Source organism: Collinsella ureilytica (genome assembly GCF_019795105.1).
Taxonomy (GTDB): domain Bacteria; phylum Actinomycetota; class Coriobacteriia; order Coriobacteriales; family Coriobacteriaceae; genus Collinsella; species Collinsella ureilytica.
On the sequence record NZ_JAIMFO010000005.1, the window covers coordinates 120,686 to 142,868 of the forward strand.

Genomic DNA, 22,183 nt, shown 5'->3' on the forward strand with positions numbered 1-22,183 from the left:
TGCCTTTCTAGCTAATAGGTGTTATGCGACAAGCGCATAGTTCATGTCGTCGAGGACGTCTTGGTACTTATCGCCGAACAGGACGTAAAAACGCCCAAGGCCGCCCTTCTCCCCAAAAGGCGACAGGTCGAGATCGTCAGAGCTCACGCTTCCCGAGGTAGCGATATGGTCGCGAATCATGCGCAACCAATCCATCTGCTCTTCGGTAAACTGGCCGTGACCTGCGTTCTTAGAGAAAACCCAGCTCTTGAAACGTTCCGCTACGCCCGCCTCGAAGGGTCTTAGGATCTTTTCCTGTCCGAGTTCGAATCGGATAACGGAAATGATGTCCATAAGCTTGCCCAAAGCACTTCGTGCCGTAGCGATGGGTGCGCCCGCGACCTCATATGCACGCCAGACCATGTCGCAGGAAAGTCCATAGGGGGACGTTTTCAACGCATCGTGAACGGCCTTGATCATGCGCAACGTGATGGGGCGCTGCTTGTAGGTCTGGCCGTAGATGATCTGCAACGCGTCTAGCTCATCCTTGTTGTCGGCAAGGAATTGTCTGAACGTTTGGATGACCTCTTTGGCATGGTCCTCGCGATCGGTGTCCCAACCGGATGAGATGACAGCATCTAGGTTCTCATTATCTATGACCTGGTCGTGCGCCTTGCGCACATTTTCGAGATATTTTCTCAGCTCGGCAGAGAACATTGGCTTAATCGCCATCTCGACAAGCCGAGACTGGGCATCTGCCAACTTGGCTCGCTCTTCTTCGGTTGCTTCTCGGGCATCATCTCTAAGGATAAGCCCGGCTTCCTTTGCTATCCTGTCCTCGTCGAAAGCGTCAAGCATATCTCTAGCGATGTCGTTCACGGAGGCGCCGCCGGCAAGCTCAGCGGCCTTTTTTCGCTCGCCATTGTCCATGACGGCGGCGAGTCGAAGAAGACGGCCGGCGAGCGAGGTGACGGTATCGTCATCGCGCGCGCCCATGGCGACGCTCATCATGAGCTCTTTCAGGCTTACGGAGGGTTTCCTGTCGAGCTGCCTTGTTTCAGTTTTCAGGCTCTTCGTGACGCCAACGCAATCGACAACCACGTAGCGGCACTTGTTCGTTGTCGCCGACGGCGAAACACGGGCCAGGTCATCATGGCCGAGCGTACGACGCCCGCGGCCAAGCATCTGCTCAAAGTAATTTTTCGAACGAACGTCTCGCATGAAGACGAGGCACTCGAGAGCTTTGACATCGGTACCGGTGGCAATCATGTCAACGGTTACGGCGACGCGGGGGTAGAACTCGTTGCGAAACGCCGCAAGAGTGGACTTGGGGTCCTCTTCGGCGTTATAAGTTATCTTTTTGCAGAACTCGTTCCCGCGCCCGAATTCTTCGCGCACGATGTTGATGATGTCATCCGCGTGGCTATCTGTTTTGGCAAAGATAAGCGTCTTGGGTATTTCCTTGCGACCAGGGAACATGACCGTCGTAACCTTGTCGCGGAACTCACGGATGATGGTGCGTATCTGGGACGGGTTGACGACATCGCGGTCTAGCTTGCCCTTGTCATATTCCAGGTCCTCGTCGTTCTGCTCCCATCGCTTCTCGCGGGAAAGGCGATCTCTCTTCTCAACAAGACGCTCGGTGATAGTCGCGCCGTTCTTGCTCACATCAGTTTCGATGATGTAGGTATCGCCGCCGACGTTGACGCCGTCGATGACCGCCTCTTCATGAGTGTATTCGCTCACGACGTTCTGATTGAAAAAAGAGTAGGTTCGCTTGTCGGGCGTAGCGGTAAGCCCGATGAGAAAGGTATCGAAGTAATCGAGAACCTGTTGCCAGACGTTATAGATAGAACGGTGACACTCGTCGATGATGATGAAATCGAAATACTCAGGTGGGTAAGCTGAGTTGTACTCAACATCGCGTGGCTCGCCGACGATGCGACCTTCATTAGGGGAAGATTCCTCGTCTGCCTCGTCAAGCTCTTTGCCCTTGAGGATGGAGTACATCCGTTGGATGGTGCTGATGCATACGTTGGAGCCATTGGGAATCTGTGAAGAGGTCAGGCGACAGACGTTGTAAAGCTCGGGAAATAACCTCGCATCGTCGGTGGGCTTGTACTTGCGGAACTCCTCCTCGGCCTGTTCCCCTAGGTTCTTCGTGTCGACAAGGAATAGGATGCGCTTGGCCTTGGCAAATTTGAGCAGGCGGTAAACGTTAGTAATGGCGGTGTACGTCTTGCCAGCACCAGTGGCCATTTGGATTAACGCGCGTGGGCGGTTCTCCCCGAACGACTTTTCAAGATTAACAATCGCATTCACTTGGCACTTACGAAAACCAGTGGCATCAAAGGCGGGGAAAGACTTGAGCCTGTTCCGGATGGTATCGGAATCCTTCAGCCAAGCGCGAAGTTGCTCCGGTCGATGGAAGGAAAAAATCTCGCGAGAACGATAATCCTTATCGTGGTAGTCGCAAAAACGGGTTAAGACATCAGTCGCCTCGTAGGCAAAACGAATGTCAATATCAGTGGGGGCATACTTGAATTCGCTCTCGGCGTAGCGTCTTGTCTGCTCGGCTACGGCTGTGAGCTTCTCGCCCTTGTCGTGTTCTTTAGCTTCAATCAGCCCGCAAGGGGTGCCGTCGATAAAGATAAGGTAATCACATGGGCCGGTGGTCGTTTGCCATTCACGGACAACGACACCACATGCCGCCATGGGATTGAACTCTTTAACATCCTGGACAGCATATCCGGAAGCTTTTAGCTTCTTATCGATAACGAGACGCGCTTTTTTCTCGGGACTCACTCCAACCGCCAGCCTTTCTCGATGCCGTAAATCAACATGTCGGCACCCTTAAAACACACATGACATTATTTTATCAGGCGGTAGACGGCAACGTCCGTCTATTGAGCAAAAGCAACGAGCATTCCGGGCTCAAGACCGGTATGTTAATTCCCAACCTTATCGCAACACTTCTTGAGCTTTCTAAAACTTAGCGCGACATGTTGCGCTAACTCCGGAACTATAAGAGCTAAAAGACAGGAGGGGCTTAGGACGAATTTCCGTACATTTTTAGAGCAGAGCTTTGTTATGAAGCTGAGCTCTACCCTAGAGTAGAGAGCAAAAGCAGCAAAGGCCAAACTACCACACAAGAATTGATCAGGAGAAATCGACCGTATTCACAGCTCAAGGGTATTGTTTTCTATATTTAGCTGCGAAAGTCAGACTATGAAACATTCTGCTAACGCTACTGCATCGAGCTAGATGGCTTCGAATAGCATCAATGCACAAAATGCGCCTTCGGATAATTGGTAATTCCCGACCTTATTGCAGAATCTCTACGCGAATATCCCAGGGTTTGGGTTTTGAAAGATTCCTACGATCATCACGATAAAATTGCATCGCAAATCTTTTACAGCACAAAACAGTATATAACCTATCTACCTGGTAAAACGTAGTCACATTCTGTGACATTCCCTGTATGGGAACCAGCTAGCTTTTTTGCTTAACCACACGAACCATGATCGTTTTTCGCGCTATAAGACAGCGAAAGTGTCCACCCCCCCCCTGTTCAATAACCCGACGGGTATCGCCATGATCCAGCCATTAACATGCTGTCCAAATCACTTTGACAACTTGCCACAGTTGAGCTGCACAGGTGCTTCTTGGCCGAAAATACATCTATTGATGACCTCTTTGCCTCGTAGCTGCTCGATCCAGCTCTTGCAGATCGAGTCGTAGCCGTACATGGCTCCTGCCAATGCACCAGCAACGCAAGCGGTGGTATCCGTGTCGTCACCGAGATTCACGGCAGCAAGCACGCACTCTTCGTAACTGTCCGTGTTCCATGCGCACCAGAGCGCCGCCCCGAGCGTGTCGAGCACATATCCGGTGGAACGTACGCGCTCGCGCGGCCAAGCCACAATGTCGGCCAAAAAGCGGAAGCGAGCGTCGTCGGGCAGATGATCTTCTATGACCTGAACAATCCCGTCGGCACCATTTTCTAGCGCATTGCGAAGCACGTGAACGAACAGGACGCAAGCCTCCTTGGATATGGGATGCGCATGGGTTATTGCCGACACAGCTCTTATCTCATCGTCGGTGGCATCCGTGCAGGCAAGAGGCGCGATTCTCATGAGCGATCCGTTGCCGTTTGAGTACTCATGAACCATCCCATGCCCCTCAGACAGAGCCGTGGCTGTGGCATTGCCGACATCGAACACCTTCCCATCGGCCGTATATGCACCCTCATAGAGCCATCTCCGGAACCGCTCCCTCATGTCTTCAACGTCTATGCGACCGCGCTCCCTTATACTGTCTTGCGTTGCAAGCAGCATCGAGGTGTCATCTGAGAACGTACCCTCCGGCATCTGGTGCACTCCTCCGCTTGCCATCCCCTTGCATGTGAAGGAATCTCGACCTTGGAACTCATAGGGAACCCCGAGAGCGTCGCCGACTGCCGCACCGTAGATGATTCCCTTCAGCCTGCGCCTTTCCACAATCTCGACGAGATCTTCGGCAACTGTGTGCTTCTCGAACCTGTGCAGGCAATCGTTGCACTCATACTTCGGGTCGTCGAAGTCCACGCAGCGGCCGCCAGGCACAGCCTTACCCTCGGACAGCTTCTTCTGAAGCTCGTCAGTGAATGAGGGCAATCCCCAAAGGATCTCTGCGATGTTGCGACTGCCGCAACTTGGGTGCTTGATGACATGCTCTTCCATTTACAAACCTCGCTTTGTCTACTTGTCCTTATCCCTAATCATCCTAAGACGGATACCTTTGCTTGAACTTGTCGAGAACCTCTATCATCGATTAGGTCTTATCGTCTTTAGAAAGGGCTTCCAGAAGCTCCTTGGAGGATACGCCGAGCTTGCCTGCTATGATCTCGGCATGCTCATGGAATGCCCCATACATGCATATCCGTAGAAGTGTGAAGGCAGGAGATGTGGGCCATCATTTTTTTAGAGAGCACAAGCCATATATGACCCTGTCTAGCTGGTGAAACATTGCTTTTTTCAGTGCCATTTTTTGTGTGGGAACCAGCTAGCTTTTTGGTCTCTTCCGTTCGATTCTTTTCGTAATCCCCCTCGATTGACCGCCCCAGTGCTAGCGGCCTTGTTTTCGCGAGTCAGGTGGTTGCGCTCTTCGGGAATCACGGGCTCTGGTGCGAATCAGGTATGAATAGAACTGAATTCGTACCTGGATCACATGCGCTTGACCCTCGCCTCATTGAGGACACCCTTCTTGAACTGCAATTTCAGTCTTCTAAGCATTTCTCTTGAGAGATCGATACGACGATAGCGTCTGTTATCCTCACGAACAGGATGGACGAGGATCACCTCAAGTGGCCTGATCCCTAAAACGGTGCCTTTGCCTTATGCGCTAAGAAGTGCTGGCTGAACTGCAAAGCTCACCGTCAACATGGACACTTCGCTCTCGGCGAGGAAGTCGCCGCACGGCTCCCACAGCTCGTCAGCACTGTAGCCCAAAAGCCTCCAGTCAAGTACGAGGTCGATATCCTCGGAGAAGCACTCGATGAGTCCAAATGCTTTTGAAAGGCTTGTGCCACCTTTGAATACCATAGACTTAACAAAGCCACTTTTTTTGAAGAGGTGGTCGAGGGCGTAGCACACCCAGAAGTCTTTCTCGACGACAGCAGGTGCGAGCGCCATCCTCTGTGCAGCAGACTCGAATACCAACCTGCGTTCGTCAGTCGAAGCCCTAGCGATCCTGTCCATACTTCGCCTCCCATATCCTCTTCGCAACGTCGACAACCCAAGAGGTGAGCCCCGCCGACTCATCTAGGAATGTATCAATCTGCTGCTCAGTAAGGTTGCGCACAAGTATTCCGATTTCCTCGTCACCCACACTCTCTCGCCCGAGCGCCTTGAGCGCCTGCACGATGGTACAGGTGATTTGCGAACAATTAAGCAGGTCACGGTTGGCGCGGTGCTTAAGTTCGATTTCATAGAATCCGTATACGTAGTGTTTATAAGGGCCGCTACTGACGTAGACAAGCTTGGCGGGCACTTGAGTATCGAGACCTAGCGCGTTGAGAGCTGCATCACCGGACGGCGCGACAATCCACTTATTAGCTCTGGCGACGGCACGGACAACCTCATCAGCGCTGACCGGCACCTCAGTGCCCATGAGCGCACTTCTCTCGGACACGTAGTAAACACCACGGATAGCGCGCACGAGCCTGCCCTTGGCGTGCATGCGTCCGAGCACGTTCGCAGCATTGCGGCGGCCGGCGATATCTGAAAAGTCAGCAGCAGTGAAGGCCTTGCCGACACCGATACGCTCTATGCGCTCAGCAATAAGCTCTGCCTCCGTCACATCGATTCTCCTCTCGTTGATGAAAATAGTATATACTTTTTTCATCAATTAGCGTCAAATTTAATCGATTGTTTTCTGCGCCATTCTGCTCCCCTCGATGCTTCAAGCATGAGTTATAAGGAAAGGAACTTAGGACGAACTCATCCTTTAGCTCTAGGTTTATTTCGAGTATCCGGGCGAGCAGATGTCAAAGAAGGCTGGGCGAGACATGGCAAACACAAGGACAGGATTCACCTCATGAATAACGTTTGAAGTGGGTTCGACGCATACCGTCTGAATATCTGCAATGCAGGGCGGTTCCCGGTTTTGCTACCTAATGTCAACGGCCTCACCGCTATAACTCACAAAGAGCAGGCACTTGAAAGCAGCCATTGAATGAGGTGAGCCCCCCACAACGTGAAAAAGAACAGGGGAGACTTTTTTGATCTCCCCTGCTCAGCTCTTTTCTTTATTCCCACTCGGATTCATAATTCTGCATCGTCGTAAATCATGGTTGCGTTTGGTTACATTTGGTGTTTGTAGTGGATACCGGCAGGCATAAAACCGAGTACTCAAACGATACTCATTGCGTTAGTTACTCCAGGCATTCGGACTGTTTACGTCAAAACGGAATATCCGAATCGATCCAGGAAGGTTCCGCTGCCTGGATCTCAGGAACCGAACCTTGCGGTGCTACTACAGCAGAGTCATTAAGAGCGGTGATCAAATTGTTCACAAATGGAGGCACTAAGCTAGACAACTCCGCAACGAAGCGTGCGATGGCTGGCTTTCCACTGATGTGATAGTTGGCTCGCGCATCGGATTCGAAAACACCGTAATCCACGATTTCGTCTTGTGCGGTTGTTTCGAAATCCTTTGAGAAGTAGGCATAGTTGCTGCCAACTTCGAAAGAAGGGGTACCAAGATTCATAGAGTTGATTCCAAGGAGCTCGGCAAGTTCTTTGTTATTGCCTCTCGATACATCACCGTCAAACAAGCAGAAACAGTCGATTCCGAAGGCAGTGAATAGTCGATATAGGGAGGGGATATTGCCTTTTCCTCCGCACCCAACAATTTCCAAACCGGCGGCGGCCGGCGAGAAACTGGCTCTCTTGAAATAGATTGGGAGTGTTTGCGTTTCGGTAGGACCTTCAACAAGAAGCACTTTGCTGGCAAAAAGCCCCTTCGTAATCTCTGAATTGAGTTTTGCCTGATAGAAGCGGGAGATTCCAATTTCTGATACTTTGCCGCTTGGAACGCCCATTGCTACGCACTGGTCAACCAAGTCTTGGGAAGACAATTGGACAACATCGGTAATGCCCTGACAGTCTTTCCATACTCGCACTGCTCCCTCCAGGTGCCAGGATCTACAAAATCAGCTGAATGGGTCGATATGACGACTTGGATCCCGCTGTCGCAAAGGTCATATATGTATTCCTTGAGCCAACGCTGCGCCAAGGGGTGTAGGTGGGCCTCGGGCTCTTCGAGTACTAAAACTATTGAGTCAGAGCCGAACGTTTGCATGAATGCCTTAGCAAATGCCATGAGCAAGACCTGCTGTTCGCCAGTACCAAACTCTTCGAAAGCGCGAACGTCATTGCCCTCCTTGGCCAGTATTCTCAACGCGTTGGCATAGTTGTTTGGATCATAAGCGGAGAAGTCGACCTCGAGCTTATGTATGAATCCCTGGACAGAATCTTGAACTGTCGCGGCAAAATGCTCCGCAAAAGAGGCGTTCCGGGATACCTTCAAACACCTCTTTGATTTGCCGAAAGGCATTATCCAGAGAGTCCTTGTCATTATCTCTTAACGCAGAATGAACAGCATGGGAAAACTTGCTCAGCAGGGTGTATCTGCTTGAGTAGATGAGTTGATAATTGATACTTCTTTCGGCATCAACAAGATGCGCTTGAATTGCGTTCCTGTCCGCATTGGAGATGTATAGCTTCTTTTCGTGGGAGTCGCAGTATGTGTTTTCAGAGGCTTCTTTGCAATACCTTACGTAACACTCGTAATACTCGTTACCTTTTCGGTCTCGATGATATGGGGCATCAAAATGACACCCAATCCAAGCATTGGGGTACTTTGCTTTGTCGCGCATGAAGAAGTCGCTATTTTGCATTTCGATATATGGCGCAAAACGCTCTCCAAGTATGCGAGAGATAGCGGAAATAATGTTTGATTTACCAGCATTGTTCGGTCCAAACAGAACCAGAGGCTTTCCCTCGGGAATGGTTAGATCAATGTGCTCGATAGAGCGGTACTGGTTAATTACGATTCTTGTCGCCCTCAAAACCACACCTCTACTTTCTGGTCCAAGGACTCTTGCCATCAGGGGTGTTCACCCAGTGGCCAGAATCGTAGGTCTGTTTCCAGTCCTCGTATTCCCCGCGGGTGATCTCCTTAGCATCGAGTTTCTGCTTCATCTCATTCCAGCCTCTGAGGAAGCCGCTGAAAGTGATGCCTGCGGTCATTCCGCCGGCAACGATGGCGGGTCGGCCATCAATCTCGGTGATGGTGTAACCCATGAGCTCGTCGTTTTCCAGGAGGGCGTAGAAGAACTCCATCTTAGGGCCGAACTCCGGTGTGGACAGGTACTCCGGCCTGACTCTCAATGCCTTCGCGATGTGCTCCAGGACTTCCTTCTTTGGCTTGCGGTCGCCCAGCTCGTAGCTGCGCAAGGCGCTCTCGCTGATGCCGCTAAGCTCGGCAAGCTGTTTCTGTGTAAGCTGTCTCTTCTCTCTGAGATTCTTAATCTTACGAGCGCATAGCGGCGCCAAGCCGCCCTTGTACTTTCCACCAAACATTTTTCGTCCTGACGTAACGGATTCCACCAAGTGCATCGAAAACGCTATTCAAATGGTATCACCTCACGTATCTGTGATGTTTGGAGGCGGCTCAAGAACAGGAGACACGAATGAGTACACAGATGATCGGCGCGGAGGAAGTCGCTAAGGCCCTGAACACCTCCAAGGAATACGCCTACAAGGTGATCCGCAAGCTCAACGAGGAGATGGAGGAGAAAGGCATGCTGGTGGTCAAGGGTAAGGTCAGCGCTGACTACTTCGCCGGGCGGTACTTCGGCAAGGACGGTGGCAGCGATGTCCGTTAGCAAGGATCCGGCTCGCGGCACCTACTACGTCCAGTGCTGGTACAAGGATTGGACGGGGAAGCGATGCAAGAAGACCAAGCGCGGCTTCAAGACCAAGAAGGCGGCCAACGAATGGGAGGCTGACTTCCTTCGCCAGATGGAGGGAACGCCGAATATGACCCTCAACGCCTTCTATGACCTCTACTGCAAGGACATGGAAAAGAAGCTGCGCAACACCACCAAACTCAACAAGGCGAACATGATCGAGTCGAAGATCCTTCCCTACCTGGGCGAGAAGAAGCTCACGGAGATCACGCCGCTGGACATCCTCAGCTGGCAGAACGCCATCCAGGACGAGCGCACCTCCAACGGCCTCCACTACCGCGACTCGTACTTGCGCAGCATCAGCAACCAGCTCTCCGCCACGCTCAACCATGCCGTGCGCTACTACAACCTGCCATCCAACCCCATGAGCACGGTCGACAGGATGGGCAGCAAGAAGACCGAGGAGATGAAGGAGGCGAACGATGAGCGCGAAGAACACCGATAGGCATGGCAGGCTCCGCAGCAAGACCGTCGTGTTCCGCATGTCGCCGGAGAAAGCCGAGCTGCTTCAGCGCATGGCGGATGCCAGCGGCATGACAAAGCAGGATTACCTTATCGAACGCGCTCTCTGCCGCGAGGTAACCGTCATCCCGAACAAGCGCATGCAGCGCTACATGGAGGAGGGGTTGCTGTTCGTCTACAAAGAGCTCAGAAGGATTGAAAGCGGCGGCGACATTCCCGAGGAGCTTGCCGATCTTGCTTGCATGCTCGGGGGCATCTTCGCCGGGCTCGGTTGCGAGATCGATGAGAAGCTCCGTCAAAGCGAGGCCGGCATGATCATGGGGATGGTGAGGTAGATGCAGGATGCTTTCTTCGCGAACCTCATCAATCGCCAACGCGAGCTTAGGACCCACGGCTTCGATTCCGAGCCGACCGAGGAGGAGCTTGTCGACTACGCCTTCGGGCTGGATGACAAGCTAGCGGTCCTCTGCGAGTCCTTCGGCGTGAGGCTCGTCCAGAATGCGCACGGCAGGTGGACTGTCGTCGCCAACGATGCAAAAGGCGAGAAATGGTAGAGCCGCTGGCAACGCGCTCCGCCCAGGGCCTGATGACCGATCCGCTGGCTGAGAAGCCGATGCTCATCGAAGGTTTGATGGGCGATGAGCTCGGCTTCCTCTGCGCATCTCCGAAGACCGGCAAGAGCTGGCTGGCCATGGACATCAGCATCTGCGTGGCCACCGGTACGCAGCTGTGGAGCCACAAGACCCAGAGGGGCTGCGTCCTCCACATTCCCCTGGAAGACACCTACGAGAGGCTCAGGAAGCGCCTGTGGCTCATCACGGACGAGGTCGAGGGCAACCTGTTCTTCGCGATCAGAGCCGAAACCCTGGGAAGAGGCCTGCTTAACCAGCTGGCGATGTTCTACGACGAGCACCCCGACTTGAAGCTCGTCGTCATCGATACCCTCCAGATGGTCAGGTCATCCGTCCGCGACTACAGCTATTCGAGCGATTATCGCGAGCTCACCGACCTCAAGCGGTTCGCCGACCAGCGCGGCATCACCATCCTGCTCATCCACCACACCAGAAAGATGGGCGACAGCGACGTGATGAACACCGTGTCGGGCACCAACGCGATCACGGGCGCGGCTGACTTCACATGGGTGCTTACAAAACCGAACAGGGACTCCCAAGACGGAACCCTCAGCATCACGGGGCGCGACATGGAGCAGCGCAAGATCCACCTCGAGTTCCAAAACCATCGGTGGAACCTCGTGAAGGACGTGCCAGCAGAGGAGCTGGCCGTCGCAAGCGTTCCGACTTGTGTCTACGAGGTTGCGGACTTCATCCGCTCCAGCGGCACATGGGAGGGTAGGACGAAGGAGCTGATGGGAGAAGCCGGAATCGACAGCGTTTCTTCCTCCGTCTTCGGCAAGTACCTCGCTCAGCACTCCTTGTTCCTGGAGAAGAACGGCGTGCGATATTCCAAGCGCCATACATCATCGGGCTCCCTGGTGACGCTTGAGCGCATCGGGGAAGATGACGGCAATGACGGCAATCCATAAGGTGGGAAATTTCTATCACAGCCGTCATAGCTGTCACCTTCGGGGCCGCCTGTTGGGCGGCCCCGACACTTTTACTGGCTCAATTTGACCCCCCTAAGCCACTTGCCAAGCAAGCAAGCTACCTATGGCGTGTTACGGGCTGGAAACTAGCCCATAATTGGGTCCAGCAAGTAGCCTATGCCGTCGGACAGAGCCTTCCAGCCATGCTCCTTGCGCCACTCCGCCATAGAGCGTTGCTTGCTCCGAGCTTCGCAGCGAGTAACTCATGGCGTAGTACAACGCTACTTGCCGCATCTAAAAACGGATTTAGCAAGTAGCCCATTTAGCATTACGCCATGGCCTCCCTGCCCGCTTGCGCGCGGCAATGCGGGGGATCCCCCGCGCCCCTTAGGTATTGGCGAGCGTTGCTTTTGGGGTGGATTACCCAAATAGGAATATAATGAATTTTGTAAGTAAACGGTCTCGAGGAGTAATTGTGAGTGCGCATGACTACGGATTAACTTGGATAGACCAAGAAGCATTGTTTGAAGTAACGGAGCATGCCTTTCGCAATGTCATCGACAAGGCTGAATCAGGCGACTTACAGGCGCCTCCCGACCCGTTTTCTACATTGACGCAAGCAGTGCTGTTTGATCAGTCAATTGAAAGCATGATGGCATTTGAGAAATTGCGTGGAATAAATAAGTCGATCTCCAATGCGGTTGGTAATTGGCATCAGTCTGTACTCGGGCTGGCTAATGGTTGGGAAAATCTTGGAACAAACGGCGGTGTAGTAGATCTGTTTGTTTCCTCTTCGGGGTCTAAGAGAGCCATGGCGGTTGAGGTCAAGAACCGCTACAACACCATCAAGGCGTCTGACGAGAAGAAGGTTTGGGATACGCTCGATACCCTCGCAAGAGCCAATGGAACCACTTCCTACATTATTCAGATCGTTCCTAAAACTCCCGAGCGTTATGACCGTCCATGGAAAGTGTCTGGGCGTGATGAGCGCGATCATGTTCGTTGCTGCGATGGCGCAACAGGCTATGCCTGGGCTTTTGAAAGAGAAAACGCATTGCTGGAACTATATGAAGCCTTTCCTAAGATTCTTGCAGACGTCAGAAACAGGCCATCTAAACAACCACTCGATAAAAAAGATATGACCAAGTGGTACTACATTAGTATGCCTTAAAGATTTTTCATATATAATAACCCTTGCCTAAGCAGGGGTTATTTTTTGAAGAGGGATTTATGACTGTAGAACAAGTTGATGGCTTTGTTTCCATTACTGCTGCAGCTAGGGCGTTGGATGTTTCTGTTGACACCATCAGAAGGTGGAACAAGCTTGGATTGATCAAGGCAACCCGCGACAAAAACAACAATCGCTTGTTTAATCTTACGGAGATTGAAAGACTTCAAAAAAAGCTTGCAGGTGATGAGGGCGACACAAAGTATGAGGTGCTTGAAGCGGACAAATTGTTCGAAGAAGCATCCTGCGTTGATTTGTTTGCGGGTGGAGGTGGAACAGCGCTTGGATTCCACAACGCCGGTATCCCTCATGTCATGCTCAACGAATTCGACACTGATGCCGTTTCTACCCTCCAGAAGAACAGCGATTCGCATGAGCTGAATTGGAATGTGCTCGCCGGCGACGTACGGGAGATAGACTTCTCTACTTATGCTGGTACAGCCGTCATTCAGGCGGGATTCCCATGTCAGGCTTTCTCCTATGCCGGAAAGAGCCGCGGCTTCGAAGATACTCGAGGCACACTATTCTTTGAGTTTGCTCGTGCAATCAAAGCCATAAAACCTAAAATCGCGATCGGAGAAAATGTTCGTGGTCTTGTTAAGCACGACGGTGGTCGAACGCTTGAAACGATGCTGAATACTCTTGATGAGCTGGGTTATAGGGTTAGCTATAGAGTTTTGAGAGCTCAGTACCTCGATGTACCTCAAAAACGCGAGCGTTTAATCATGTTCGCAGTTCGCAAGGATCTTGATTGTCCGATTTTGTTCCCGAAAGAGAAGGATTACTTCATTTCTCTTCGCCAGGCTCTTAAAGATTGTCCGGAATCTGATGGCCAAAAATATCCGAAGCGCAAGGCAGAGATTATGGCAATGGTTCCCGAAGGTGGAAATTGGCGTGACTTGCCTTTGGAGATTCAGAAAGAGTACATGAAGGGCAGCTTTCACTTGTCTGGAGGAAAGACAGGTATGGCACGGCGAATGTCTTGGGATCAACCTTGCCTAACTCTCACCTGTGCACCGGCCCAGAAGCAAACAGAGCGATGCCATCCGTCCGAAACAAGGCCACTAAACGTTCGAGAGTATGCCCGTATTCAGACGTTTCCGGATGATTGGGAGTTTGCCGGCAAGCTAACTTCTCAATACAAACAAATCGGCAATGCCGTCCCTGTGAATCTTGGGTATCACGTCGGAAGATGTGTTCTTGCGTCCCTTGGCTGTATTCCGATTGCTGACGATATGGAAGAAGTCGAGCCGCTCCAAATTCAAGGCTAGCTTAACCTGAGTATTGCATGAGTAGCAGAGGCTGTTATTTTAGAATGACAGCCTCTGCTTGAGTATATTATTTTGAATGGTTGCTGTTGGAGCTGGCCATAAGCACAAAATCGTGATGTTGTGGGTGTTTCCAATCGAATAATTAGCAATCATGAAGGTAAATATGCAGCTCAGATGCATGAAAATGGCCCTTTGGATTGATCCCAAAGGGCCATTGACTTTTATCGTTTCGGGCGGCTGGTGGGTAATCTCAGCGCATGTTGAGCAACTAAAACACCGGCAAAATCACCCTATATGAAACTCACAATAATGTGCGGAATTATTCCCACTCGCAAAATGAAACTTAATTCTAAACGCTTTTGTTTGGGAGATTTGATATCATTTGATTTTTCCTGATACCTATTATCCTTATCCTATGGGCTTGCCGAACTTTTGCTATCATTTGGCTATCAAGGAAATGGCTATCAACGGTAAAATTAGATTGGTTTCTCTGGTGGTTTACAACTACATTTTACCACGAAAGACAGGGAAATGCAATAACCTTCCTCGCTGTGGTGTATCAAGTGATCTTACTGAACATATGGCGCACCTTGTCCAGGCGGCTGTTTGGACGGCGGGGCTGGATGACCGGCTCGCCGACAGTGGCCTGATACCCTTTCAGTTCCGTCAGGCATACGCTCCGCCCGTTGGTGTAAAAGGCCAGATCAGTACGGTATGCCTGTATGCAGCGGACGGGAATCTCGCCAGTAAAGACAACTTCATCCTTTTTTACCTGGGTCGTTTCAATGGTGGCACAGTATTTCGGCGCATCATGATAAGCCCTGGAAAGGTATTCCTGGGGTGCATAGAGGGTGAAGGAGAGATAAGGTTCCAGCAACTGCGTCCCTGATTCCTTCAATGCCTGTTCCAATACAATCGGGGCCAATGAGCGAAAGTCCGCCGGCGTGCTGACCGGGCTATAATAAAGCCCGTATTCAAAGCAAATCTTACAGTCCGTTACGTTCCAGCCACACAAGCCTTGCTCCAGACCGTAACGGATACCATCCATGACAGCGTTTTGAAAACTCTGGTTCAAGTATCCCAGGGAAACCCGGCTCTCGCATTGTACACCGGAGCCAAGCGGGAGCGGCGTAACAGACAGTCCGATGGATGCCCAAAACGGGTTGGGCGGCACCTCGATATGGATGGTGTGGCTGGCCACTTTGAGCGGCCGCTCTAAATAAATGATGGTGGGTTCCTTCACCGCTGTTTCAATCTTGTACTTTTCCGCCAGCAAAGCGGAAACAACCTCCAACTGCACCCGGCCCAAAAAAGAAAGAATGATCTCATGGGTGATGGAATCCACCTCGTAGCGCAAAAGCGGGTCAGTATCCGCAATCTGCGTAAGAGCGTCCAGCAGCCGTTCTCTTTGCGCTGCCGTTTTCGGCGCAATCGCCGTCCGCAGCATGGGGAGGGAGGCATCGCGCCACCTTTCACGAGGAAGCCGGGTGTTGTCCCCCAATACGTCGTTTAATCCCACGCTGTCGCTGGGAAGAATGACAATTTCGCCCTTGTGGGCGGTGTCTGTCCGAACAATCTCCCCTTTGGATGGAATACGCATCTCTGTGATTTTCAGCTTTTCTCTCCCGGCCAGAGCCACCGTATCCCGCAGGCGCAGCGTTCCGCTGTATAGCCGCAAATAGATGAGCCGCTGGCCACAATCTGTATACTCCACCTTGAAAACGCTGCCGCATAGGGCGTCGCTCCCCTGTTCCCCAATCGGTTGGAACAGCCCTGTCACCGCATCCATCAACGGTTGAATGCCAAGGCCCTTTTTGGCGCTGCCATGATAGACCGGGAACAGGGAGGCGTCTTGAACCCGCCGCTGTTCCTCCTGCGCAAGTTCTTCCCGGCTGATTGGTTCTCCTGCGATATACTTTTCCAATAATTCATCGTTATTTTCGATGACCGCATCCCATGCTTCTATGTCGGTATTTTCCTCCAGGACTATTTCCGGGGACAGCGGCACCGTCTGCTTGATGATAATATCGGCGGAGAGCTTATCCCGAACAGACTGATACACGCCCTGCAAATCAACGCCAGCCTGGTCGATCTTATTGATAAAGATAACGGTGGGAATGTCCATTTTCCGCAGGGCATGGAACAGAATACGGGTCTGGGCCTGCACACCATCTTTAGCGGAGATCACCAAGATGGCCCCATCTAAAACAGCCAAAGAGCGGTACACCTCCGCCAAAAAATCCATGTGGCCGGGCGTATCCACAATGTTGACTTTACATCTGTGCCACTGGAAGGAAGTGACTGCCGCTTGAATGGTAATCCCACGCTGCCGCTCCAAAAGCATGGTGTCCGTCCTCGTTGTCCCTTTTTCGACGCTCCCCGGTTCTGAAATGGCTCCGCTGGCATATAGCAGGCTCTCCGTCAAGGTTGTCTTTCCAGCGTCTACATGGGCAAGAATCCCGATATTGATAATGTTCATGTCTATCCTCCATACAAGGCCCAAATGGGCGCAAAAATCCCCAGCGGCTAATACTTTTACCGCTGGGGATCATGACTTCGGACAAACAGAAGTATGACGGCTTACATGAGCCGCTGTCCGTCACGATATTTACTAAAAAGGCAAAAGTATTCTTAAATTGGGTACAAAAACTAAGCCCCTGCAAGGGGCAATCATTTTTGCGCCCATTATCAAATTTTATTTAAGAATACCTTGCCGCATATTTGGTAGACTCCTCAAATTAGGATAATAGCAGTATATCATAGTACACTCTAAAAAACAAGAAATTATTTTACCCGATTCCCCAAATAAATCAGGAGGGCATTCACTGGAACACCCTCCGTTTTTGGTGATTATCGTGCGCCTAATCTTGCTTTTTGCCTTGCGTCCCGTTTCCGTTCCTTTTCAGCCTGTTCCTGCTGGTAAGCGGCCTCTAATATTCTGTCCGCCTGTTCCGGGCCAATGGCCCGCCTGACCCGCTCATAGTCCCTGACCTTTCCCTTTAGACTGTCCCTCTCGGCGCAGACCTCGTAAATCCTTTCTGATAAGGAACTATTTTTGCTGACCTCCCGGCCATAGTCCGCTTGCAGCCGCTCAAATTTGGATTTGAGGTCGCAGTAGGCCCGGTAGACAGACCGCAGCACCTTGACGATCTTCGCCCATAAGGGCTTGGCCTTTTTCTCCCGGTAGGCCCTGGCCGATTCCAGCGGTCCCGCTTCTGGCAAGACCTGTTCCGGGTCGCTGGAAAATTCCTCCGCCAGCTTCTCCATGCCTTTCAGCATGTGGGCCACATCGTTTAGTTTGGCCTTGGCCTGGGCCGCTTCCTTTTCGGCAGCTGCCGCCTCCCTGTTCCTTCGGTCAACCTCGGCCTGGGCCAGCACAGCCGCCTCCTGAAGCTGTGCAAGCCGCTCCTGTTCACACTTCACCTTGAACTGCGTGACCGTCAGATATTCCTCGGAACTGCCACGCTCTCCACGCTCCAAGTCCGTGTAGCCAGCGGAGCGCATCTGCTGAAAGAAATCATCCTGCAAGACGCTGTACGACTTTCTCAGCACAGGCTTGCCCTTTGCTGTTCGTAATGGCTCCCCGGTGGCCTCGTCTACTGCGGGCTGGGATGCCCACTTTTTGCTCATGCTGACCTGCATAACGGTTTCTTTGACCTTGCCCACCAGGGATTTGTCCTTGCACCGCTTTGTCCATCGTATCTCCTTCTCCACCACCGGGATATAGACCACATGGAGGTGGTAGTGGTACACGTCCTCTCCCAGCGCCTCGGACATAGCCCGGTTGCGTTCGTCGGCGTGCATGACCGCCGACAAAATATACTGCTCTCCACCTACGATTTTGATTGCGGATTTGTATGCGTCGGTGTAAAATTGTTTTGCGAAGTCATAGCCGCCGTGATTGTAGAAGTAGGCGGAGTTCACATCAAAGACCAACTCACCGTATCGAAATGCGTCCGCCTTAATGCCACGGGTGGAGATCACACCATCGGCCTCCATTTGGGAGAACATCTCCTGATACCCTGCGGATGGGACCTTGAAATGGACATTGAGCGACGTCCGCTCTGGTACAATGTCCTGGTTGACATAGGAATCCTTCTCGCGTTCGTTGTGCTGCTGGGTGTTGCCGATTTTAGCAGCGGTCAGCCTCATATTTCTTGCGTTGGTGCGGTCAATGCCGTCGCCTCTCGCCATAGGCAAAAATCCTCCCATTTCAGATGTTTGGTTGTTGAAAATGGACGGGGGTTCGGGGAAGGCACTTCCTGCGGGAAGTGTAATAACCCACTATGGCACTTTCGCCCCGTTGGTGCGAAAGTGCCGTGGGCTCTCCGAGGGGGTGCGGGGGCTTTGCCCCCGGCAACTGCGGTTGCCTCCCCCAGCAGGGCCGCCCTTTGAAAAGGGCGCCCTGCACCCCGCCTAAACTTTTCCACTCGCCGTTGGGCAGGTGGAAAGGCACAGCCTTTCCACCACCCGGCAAGTGTCCTCCGTGGGCCAAATATCAAGGGGTTCGGGTTGTATTGCCTTGCGGCAATCTCCACCCACAGGTATGCCCCCTTGACATTTGACCCCGCTCCCCGTGACAGCCGTGACGACCGTGACGATGTTTTGGACACCGCCCCCGCTCTCAAAAAAGCCGTCACAGCCGTCACGGTCGTCACGCTTGGGGAGGATCCAGGGTCAGGCTGATACTTCTCCCGGCGTGGGTGCGGGTGTTCTCATAGCGGATATGATAGTCCGTTGCCAGTTTCCCGGCCCGGACGTTCAGCCGCATCGCCAGGGCATTGGGCTTCATATCCACTTGCAGGGCTGCCGCCAACTCCGTGGCCGTACCGCCCCAGGACGGCCTCTCCGCCGTGATAAAGGCGGCTACGGCCTCCAGCACCGGGTCGGGGGGTTCTACCCACAACTCCGTTTCCATCCGCTCCAGTGTCCATGTCAGGTGTTCCTTGTCCTTAATGAGATAGAGCCGCTGGTCTTGCTGGTCACGTCCTACCACATCCAAGGTGGCGGTGCCGTCCGTCCGCTTCTCCTTCTGAAGAAGAAAGGCCCCGTCTGCTGCCCCCGACAGGCCGTTGGTGCCGGAGATCATATCAAACTTGTCGTCGGCCTGCTGCTTCCGAGTGTGATGTACCAGTAGGAGGCAGACGCCGCAAGCGTCAGCAAGGCGTTTCAGCTTTCCTACCACCTCATAATCGTTGGCGTAGCTGTACTTATCCCCGCCAGCCTCCCGAATCTTCTGAAGGGTGTCAATGATAATCAGTTTGGTGTCTGGGTGTTCCTGCACGAATCGCTTTAGCTGTTCCTCCAGCCCGTTGCCGACCTGCTTTGCGCAGATGGAAAAGAGGAGGTCGTTGGTGCCGTCCATGCCGAACATCCGGTAAAGCCGCTCCTGCAAGCGACGGTGATCGTCCTCCAGCGCCAGATAGAGGACAGTCCCCTTGTGAACGGGATAGTCCCACAGGGGGAGGCCCATGCTGACGTGGTAGGCAAGCTGGGCCATCAGAAACGACTTGCCTACCTTGGGCGCTCCCGCAAAGAGGTACGTCCCCGGATAGAGCAGACCGTCAATGACGGGCGGTCTGCTCTGATAGACGTTCTCGTACAACTCGTTCATGGAAATCGTGGGGAGATACGCCGGGTCGTTCATGCGCTGCATTTTCCGCAGCAGTTCCGCATAATTTTTTTCAGGGGGATTGTTTTCTGTCGTTTCCTCTGTTATACTTGCGGAAGGTGTTTGTGAAATGGGCTGTTCCCCGTCTGCGCCAACAGACGGAACCGGGACAGTCCTTTTCGTTTCTCTGGAATCCATCAATCTATCAATCCTCCTTCATGCCGCCCATGATAGCGGCGATCATCTGAATGGTGTCCAGCAGTTCATCGTCCACGCCAGCCCCGTCCTCGGCCCGCCGCAGTTCGTCCAGAACGGCGGCAAGCTGGTCACGCAGGGCTTTGTAGACCTTGGGATTACCCTGTACCACTACGTCCCGGCACAGGAGGCGTCTTGTGATGTAGTCCTGCTTTGTCAGGCCGGAGAGCCGCACAGCGGCCTCGATCTGTTCATCTTCCTCCGGGGACACCCGGAAGGCCACGGTCTTGTTCCTCCAGCGATTTTTGTTGTCTCGGTTTTTCAGTGACATGGTTACGTTCCCATCCTTTCAAAGTCCAGTTTGTCCGCCATCTCCGTCTGCCTTGTAGGAAACAGATGGGCGTAGCGGTAGGTGATATCGATACTCTCATGCCCCACCCGGTCAGCGATTGCCAGGGCGGTGAAGCCCATATCAATCAGCAGGGAAATGTGTGAATGTCGGAGGTCGTGAATTCTGATCCGCTTCACTCCCGCCGCTTTCGCACCTCTGTCCATTTCATGGTGGAGATAGTGCTTGCTGACAGGGAAAATCCGTTCATTTGCCCCGGTGCTGTAAAACATCTTTAAGTAGTCCTCCATCTCTCCACAGAGGAATTTGGGCATCTTAATGACACGGTTGCTCTTTTTCGTCTTAGGAGTGGTAATCACGTCCTTGCCCTTGAGCCGCTGATAGGATTTGCTGATGGACACTGTACCCGCCTCAAAGTCGAAGTCTGTTGGGAGCAGTTCCCCCTCCCGGATACCGCACCAGTAGAGCATTTCAAAGGCATAGTAGGAGAGGGGCTTGTCCATCATGGCGTCGGCAAATTTCAGATACTCTTCCTTCGTCCAGAACAGCATTTCACGCCGTTCCTCCACCCCCATGTTCCCGGCCTTGGCCGCAGGATTGACCTGGAGGCCGTAGTAGCGGACAGCATGGTTAAAGAGGGCACTTAACTGATTGTGGACGGTTTTGAGATAGGTAGGGGAATAGGGTTTTCCCTTGGCGTCCGTTAACCCTCGGATCGCGTTCTGCCAGTCCATCACGTCCTTGGCGGTGATTTCCGACAATTTCCGTTTTCCAAAATACGGCAGGATTTTCTTCTGGATGATGCTTTCTTTTGTCAGCCAGGTGTTCAGTTTCAGCTTGGGCTTCATATCCTTCTCATAGAGCTGGGCGAAGCTCTCAAAGGTCATGTTCACATCGGCCTGCTTTTGCATCAGAAACTCCCGTTCCCACGCCTGGGCCTCTTTCTTGGTGGCAAAGCCACGCTTTAACTTCTGCTGGCGCTCTCCTTTCCAGTCCGTATAGCGGAATTGGACGTACCAAGTGCCGTTGGCCTTGTTCTTAAACGCCGCCATAGGTTAATCACTCCTTTCGCTCTGGCTTCTTGTGCCATAAAATTTTTCGTGGAAGAATTTGCGGTCGATGCGGCCTGAAATGGTAATACAGCCCGTCTTTTTCAACTCCGCATTCATAGAACGAATCAGCTTATAGGCATAGGGGACAGAAACCCCTAATTCCTCCGCTACCTCGTCCACCCGCATGAACATGGTGCTTGCCATTGTGCGCTCACCTCCTTTCATGGCCCCAGAACTAAGCCTTTATGCTTAACCTATTATAACTAAGCAAATTTGCTTTGTCAAGTGGCTTGCGGAATAATTTTTAACTTTTTTGTTTAAGATACTCTTGACTGTTACTAAGCGAATATGTTATACTACTTTCGACAGAAACCACCAGATAGGAGTTGGCATTTATGGCAATAGGAGAGCGCATCCATTTTTTCCGCACCCTCCGGGGTATGACACAGAAGTATCTTGGTATGGCGGTGGGCTTTCCAGAGCGTTCCGCCGATGTTCGTCTGGCACAGTACGAAACAGGCACCCGGACGCCGAAGGCCGACTTGACCGCTGCCCTGGCGCATACATTAGATGTATCGCCCCAGGCGTTGAGCGTCCCGGACATAGACAACTACATAGGTTTGGCCCATACGCTGTTCGCCTTGGAGGATGTTTACAGTCTGAAAGTGGTAGAGGCGGATGGACGTGCCTGCCTGCAAGCAGATATTTTTCAGGGAGGCCGTCAAGCCAGTGAGCTGAACAAAATCTTGATTGCGTGGCGGGAACAGGCGGCGAAGTTGGAGGCCGGGGAGATCACCAAGGAGGACTATGACCGCTGGCGCTACAACTACCCGAAGTACGACACCACCCAGCGGTGGGCCAAAGTCCCCTCGAAGGAATTAAGCGATGCTCTGATAAAAGGATTGAAGAAACAGAGAAAAGACAAATAACAAAAAAGGTCTTGCCGACTGGTGAAAGTCAGCAAGACCTTTTTCTTAGG

22 protein-coding genes are annotated in these 22,183 nt (G+C 52.4%); 8 read left to right on the forward strand and 14 right to left on the reverse strand.

Translation table 11 applies throughout. The annotated features are described in order from the left end of the window. Nucleotides 1-21: 21 nt before the first annotated feature. From K6V98_RS03220 to K6V98_RS03255, 8 genes are all read right to left on the reverse strand, one after another. Entirely contained in the window at nucleotides 22-2,784 is a 2,763-nt protein-coding gene (locus K6V98_RS03220; RefSeq protein ID WP_222199101.1) for a type I restriction endonuclease subunit R, read from the reverse strand. Between the two features lie 818 nt (nucleotides 2,785-3,602). Next, nucleotides 3,603-4,700: an ADP-ribosylglycohydrolase family protein gene (locus K6V98_RS03225; RefSeq protein ID WP_222199102.1), complete on the reverse strand. Its 1,098-nt coding sequence runs from the start codon at nucleotides 4,698-4,700 to the stop codon at nucleotides 3,603-3,605. A 654-nt stretch (nucleotides 4,701-5,354) separates the two neighbouring features. Continuing rightward, nucleotides 5,355-5,717, reverse strand: coding sequence for a nucleotidyl transferase AbiEii/AbiGii toxin family protein (locus K6V98_RS03230; protein WP_306792724.1), 363 nt, complete (start codon nucleotides 5,715-5,717; stop codon nucleotides 5,355-5,357). Beyond that, complete coding sequence (locus K6V98_RS03235; protein WP_222199103.1) at nucleotides 5,701-6,318, reverse strand: DUF6088 family protein; 618 nt, start codon at nucleotides 6,316-6,318, stop codon at nucleotides 5,701-5,703. The genes K6V98_RS03230 and K6V98_RS03235 overlap by 17 nt, the downstream gene beginning before the upstream one ends. 601 nt (nucleotides 6,319-6,919) lie before the next feature. Next, nucleotides 6,920-7,561 carry an ATP-dependent endonuclease gene (locus K6V98_RS03240; protein WP_222199104.1) on the reverse strand — a complete coding sequence of 214 codons (642 nt, stop codon included), beginning with the start codon at nucleotides 7,559-7,561 and terminating at the stop codon, nucleotides 6,920-6,922. A gap of 2 nt (nucleotides 7,562-7,563) precedes the next feature. After that, on the reverse strand, nucleotides 7,564-8,076 hold the full coding sequence (locus K6V98_RS08780) for an ATP-dependent nuclease (RefSeq protein WP_222199105.1): 513 nt from the start codon (nucleotides 8,074-8,076) through the stop codon (nucleotides 7,564-7,566). Then, a complete protein-coding gene (locus tag K6V98_RS03250) occupies nucleotides 7,970-8,629 on the reverse strand; it encodes an AAA family ATPase (protein ID WP_222199308.1) in 660 nt (219 codons plus the stop codon). Before K6V98_RS03250 ends, K6V98_RS08780 begins: the two co-directional genes overlap by 107 nt. Continuing rightward, the gene (locus tag K6V98_RS03255; RefSeq protein WP_222199106.1) at nucleotides 8,601-9,104 is read right to left on the reverse strand and encodes a helix-turn-helix domain-containing protein; all 504 of its coding nucleotides are present in this window, start codon (nucleotides 9,102-9,104) and stop codon (nucleotides 8,601-8,603) included. Before K6V98_RS03255 ends, K6V98_RS03250 begins: the two co-directional genes overlap by 29 nt. A gap of 110 nt (nucleotides 9,105-9,214) precedes the next feature. Between K6V98_RS03255 and K6V98_RS03260 the strand changes: the two genes are divergently transcribed. From K6V98_RS03260 to dcm, 7 genes are all read left to right on the forward strand, one after another. After that, nucleotides 9,215-9,409, forward strand: coding sequence for a hypothetical protein (locus tag K6V98_RS03260; protein ID WP_222199107.1), 195 nt, complete (start codon nucleotides 9,215-9,217; stop codon nucleotides 9,407-9,409). Next, nucleotides 9,399-9,938 (forward strand): Arm DNA-binding domain-containing protein, encoded by a 540-nt coding sequence (locus K6V98_RS03265; protein WP_222199108.1) that lies wholly within the window; start codon nucleotides 9,399-9,401, stop codon nucleotides 9,936-9,938. The genes K6V98_RS03260 and K6V98_RS03265 overlap by 11 nt, the downstream gene beginning before the upstream one ends. After that, complete coding sequence (locus tag K6V98_RS03270; RefSeq protein ID WP_222199109.1) at nucleotides 9,916-10,290, forward strand: plasmid mobilization protein; 375 nt, start codon at nucleotides 9,916-9,918, stop codon at nucleotides 10,288-10,290. Before K6V98_RS03265 ends, K6V98_RS03270 begins: the two co-directional genes overlap by 23 nt. Further along, complete coding sequence (locus K6V98_RS03275; RefSeq protein WP_222199110.1) at nucleotides 10,291-10,509, forward strand: hypothetical protein; 219 nt, start codon at nucleotides 10,291-10,293, stop codon at nucleotides 10,507-10,509. After that, nucleotides 10,503-11,498 carry an AAA family ATPase gene (locus tag K6V98_RS03280; protein ID WP_222199111.1) on the forward strand — a complete coding sequence of 332 codons (996 nt, stop codon included), beginning with the start codon at nucleotides 10,503-10,505 and terminating at the stop codon, nucleotides 11,496-11,498. The genes K6V98_RS03275 and K6V98_RS03280 overlap by 7 nt, the downstream gene beginning before the upstream one ends. Before the next feature lie 475 nt (nucleotides 11,499-11,973). After that, a complete protein-coding gene (locus K6V98_RS03285) occupies nucleotides 11,974-12,669 on the forward strand; it encodes an Eco47II family restriction endonuclease (RefSeq protein WP_222199112.1) in 696 nt (231 codons plus the stop codon). Nucleotides 12,670-12,728: 59 nt separating this feature from the next. Next, entirely contained in the window at nucleotides 12,729-13,997 is a 1,269-nt protein-coding gene (gene dcm / locus K6V98_RS03290) for a DNA (cytosine-5-)-methyltransferase (RefSeq protein ID WP_222199113.1), read from the forward strand. 559 nt (nucleotides 13,998-14,556) lie between these two features. Here the strand turns inward: dcm and tet are convergent. The 6 genes from tet to K6V98_RS03320 form a co-directional block, all read right to left on the reverse strand. Continuing rightward, nucleotides 14,557-16,476 (reverse strand): TetM/TetW/TetO/TetS family tetracycline resistance ribosomal protection protein, encoded by a 1,920-nt coding sequence (gene tet, locus K6V98_RS03295; protein ID WP_222199114.1) that lies wholly within the window; start codon nucleotides 16,474-16,476, stop codon nucleotides 14,557-14,559. 371 nt (nucleotides 16,477-16,847) lie between these two features. After that, nucleotides 16,848-18,191, reverse strand: a complete 1,344-nt coding sequence (locus tag K6V98_RS03300; protein ID WP_222199115.1) for a plasmid recombination protein — start codon at nucleotides 18,189-18,191, stop codon at nucleotides 16,848-16,850. 460 nt (nucleotides 18,192-18,651) lie between these two features. Then, on the reverse strand, nucleotides 18,652-19,806 hold the full coding sequence (locus K6V98_RS03305) for a helicase RepA family protein (protein ID WP_222199116.1): 1,155 nt from the start codon (nucleotides 19,804-19,806) through the stop codon (nucleotides 18,652-18,654). A 7-nt stretch (nucleotides 19,807-19,813) separates the two neighbouring features. Then, nucleotides 19,814-20,134 (reverse strand): plasmid mobilization protein, encoded by a 321-nt coding sequence (locus K6V98_RS03310; protein ID WP_052792090.1) that lies wholly within the window; start codon nucleotides 20,132-20,134, stop codon nucleotides 19,814-19,816. Nucleotides 20,135-20,136: 2 nt separating this feature from the next. After that, nucleotides 20,137-21,204, reverse strand: a complete 1,068-nt coding sequence (locus tag K6V98_RS03315) for a site-specific integrase (RefSeq protein WP_222199117.1) — start codon at nucleotides 21,202-21,204, stop codon at nucleotides 20,137-20,139. Nucleotides 21,205-21,207: 3 nt separating this feature from the next. Beyond that, nucleotides 21,208-21,408: a helix-turn-helix domain-containing protein gene (locus tag K6V98_RS03320; RefSeq protein WP_052792092.1), complete on the reverse strand. Its 201-nt coding sequence runs from the start codon at nucleotides 21,406-21,408 to the stop codon at nucleotides 21,208-21,210. 191 nt (nucleotides 21,409-21,599) lie between these two features. Between K6V98_RS03320 and K6V98_RS03325 the strand changes: the two genes are divergently transcribed. Continuing rightward, nucleotides 21,600-22,133 (forward strand): helix-turn-helix domain-containing protein, encoded by a 534-nt coding sequence (locus K6V98_RS03325; protein ID WP_004221664.1) that lies wholly within the window; start codon nucleotides 21,600-21,602, stop codon nucleotides 22,131-22,133. Nucleotides 22,134-22,183 lie beyond the last annotated feature (50 nt).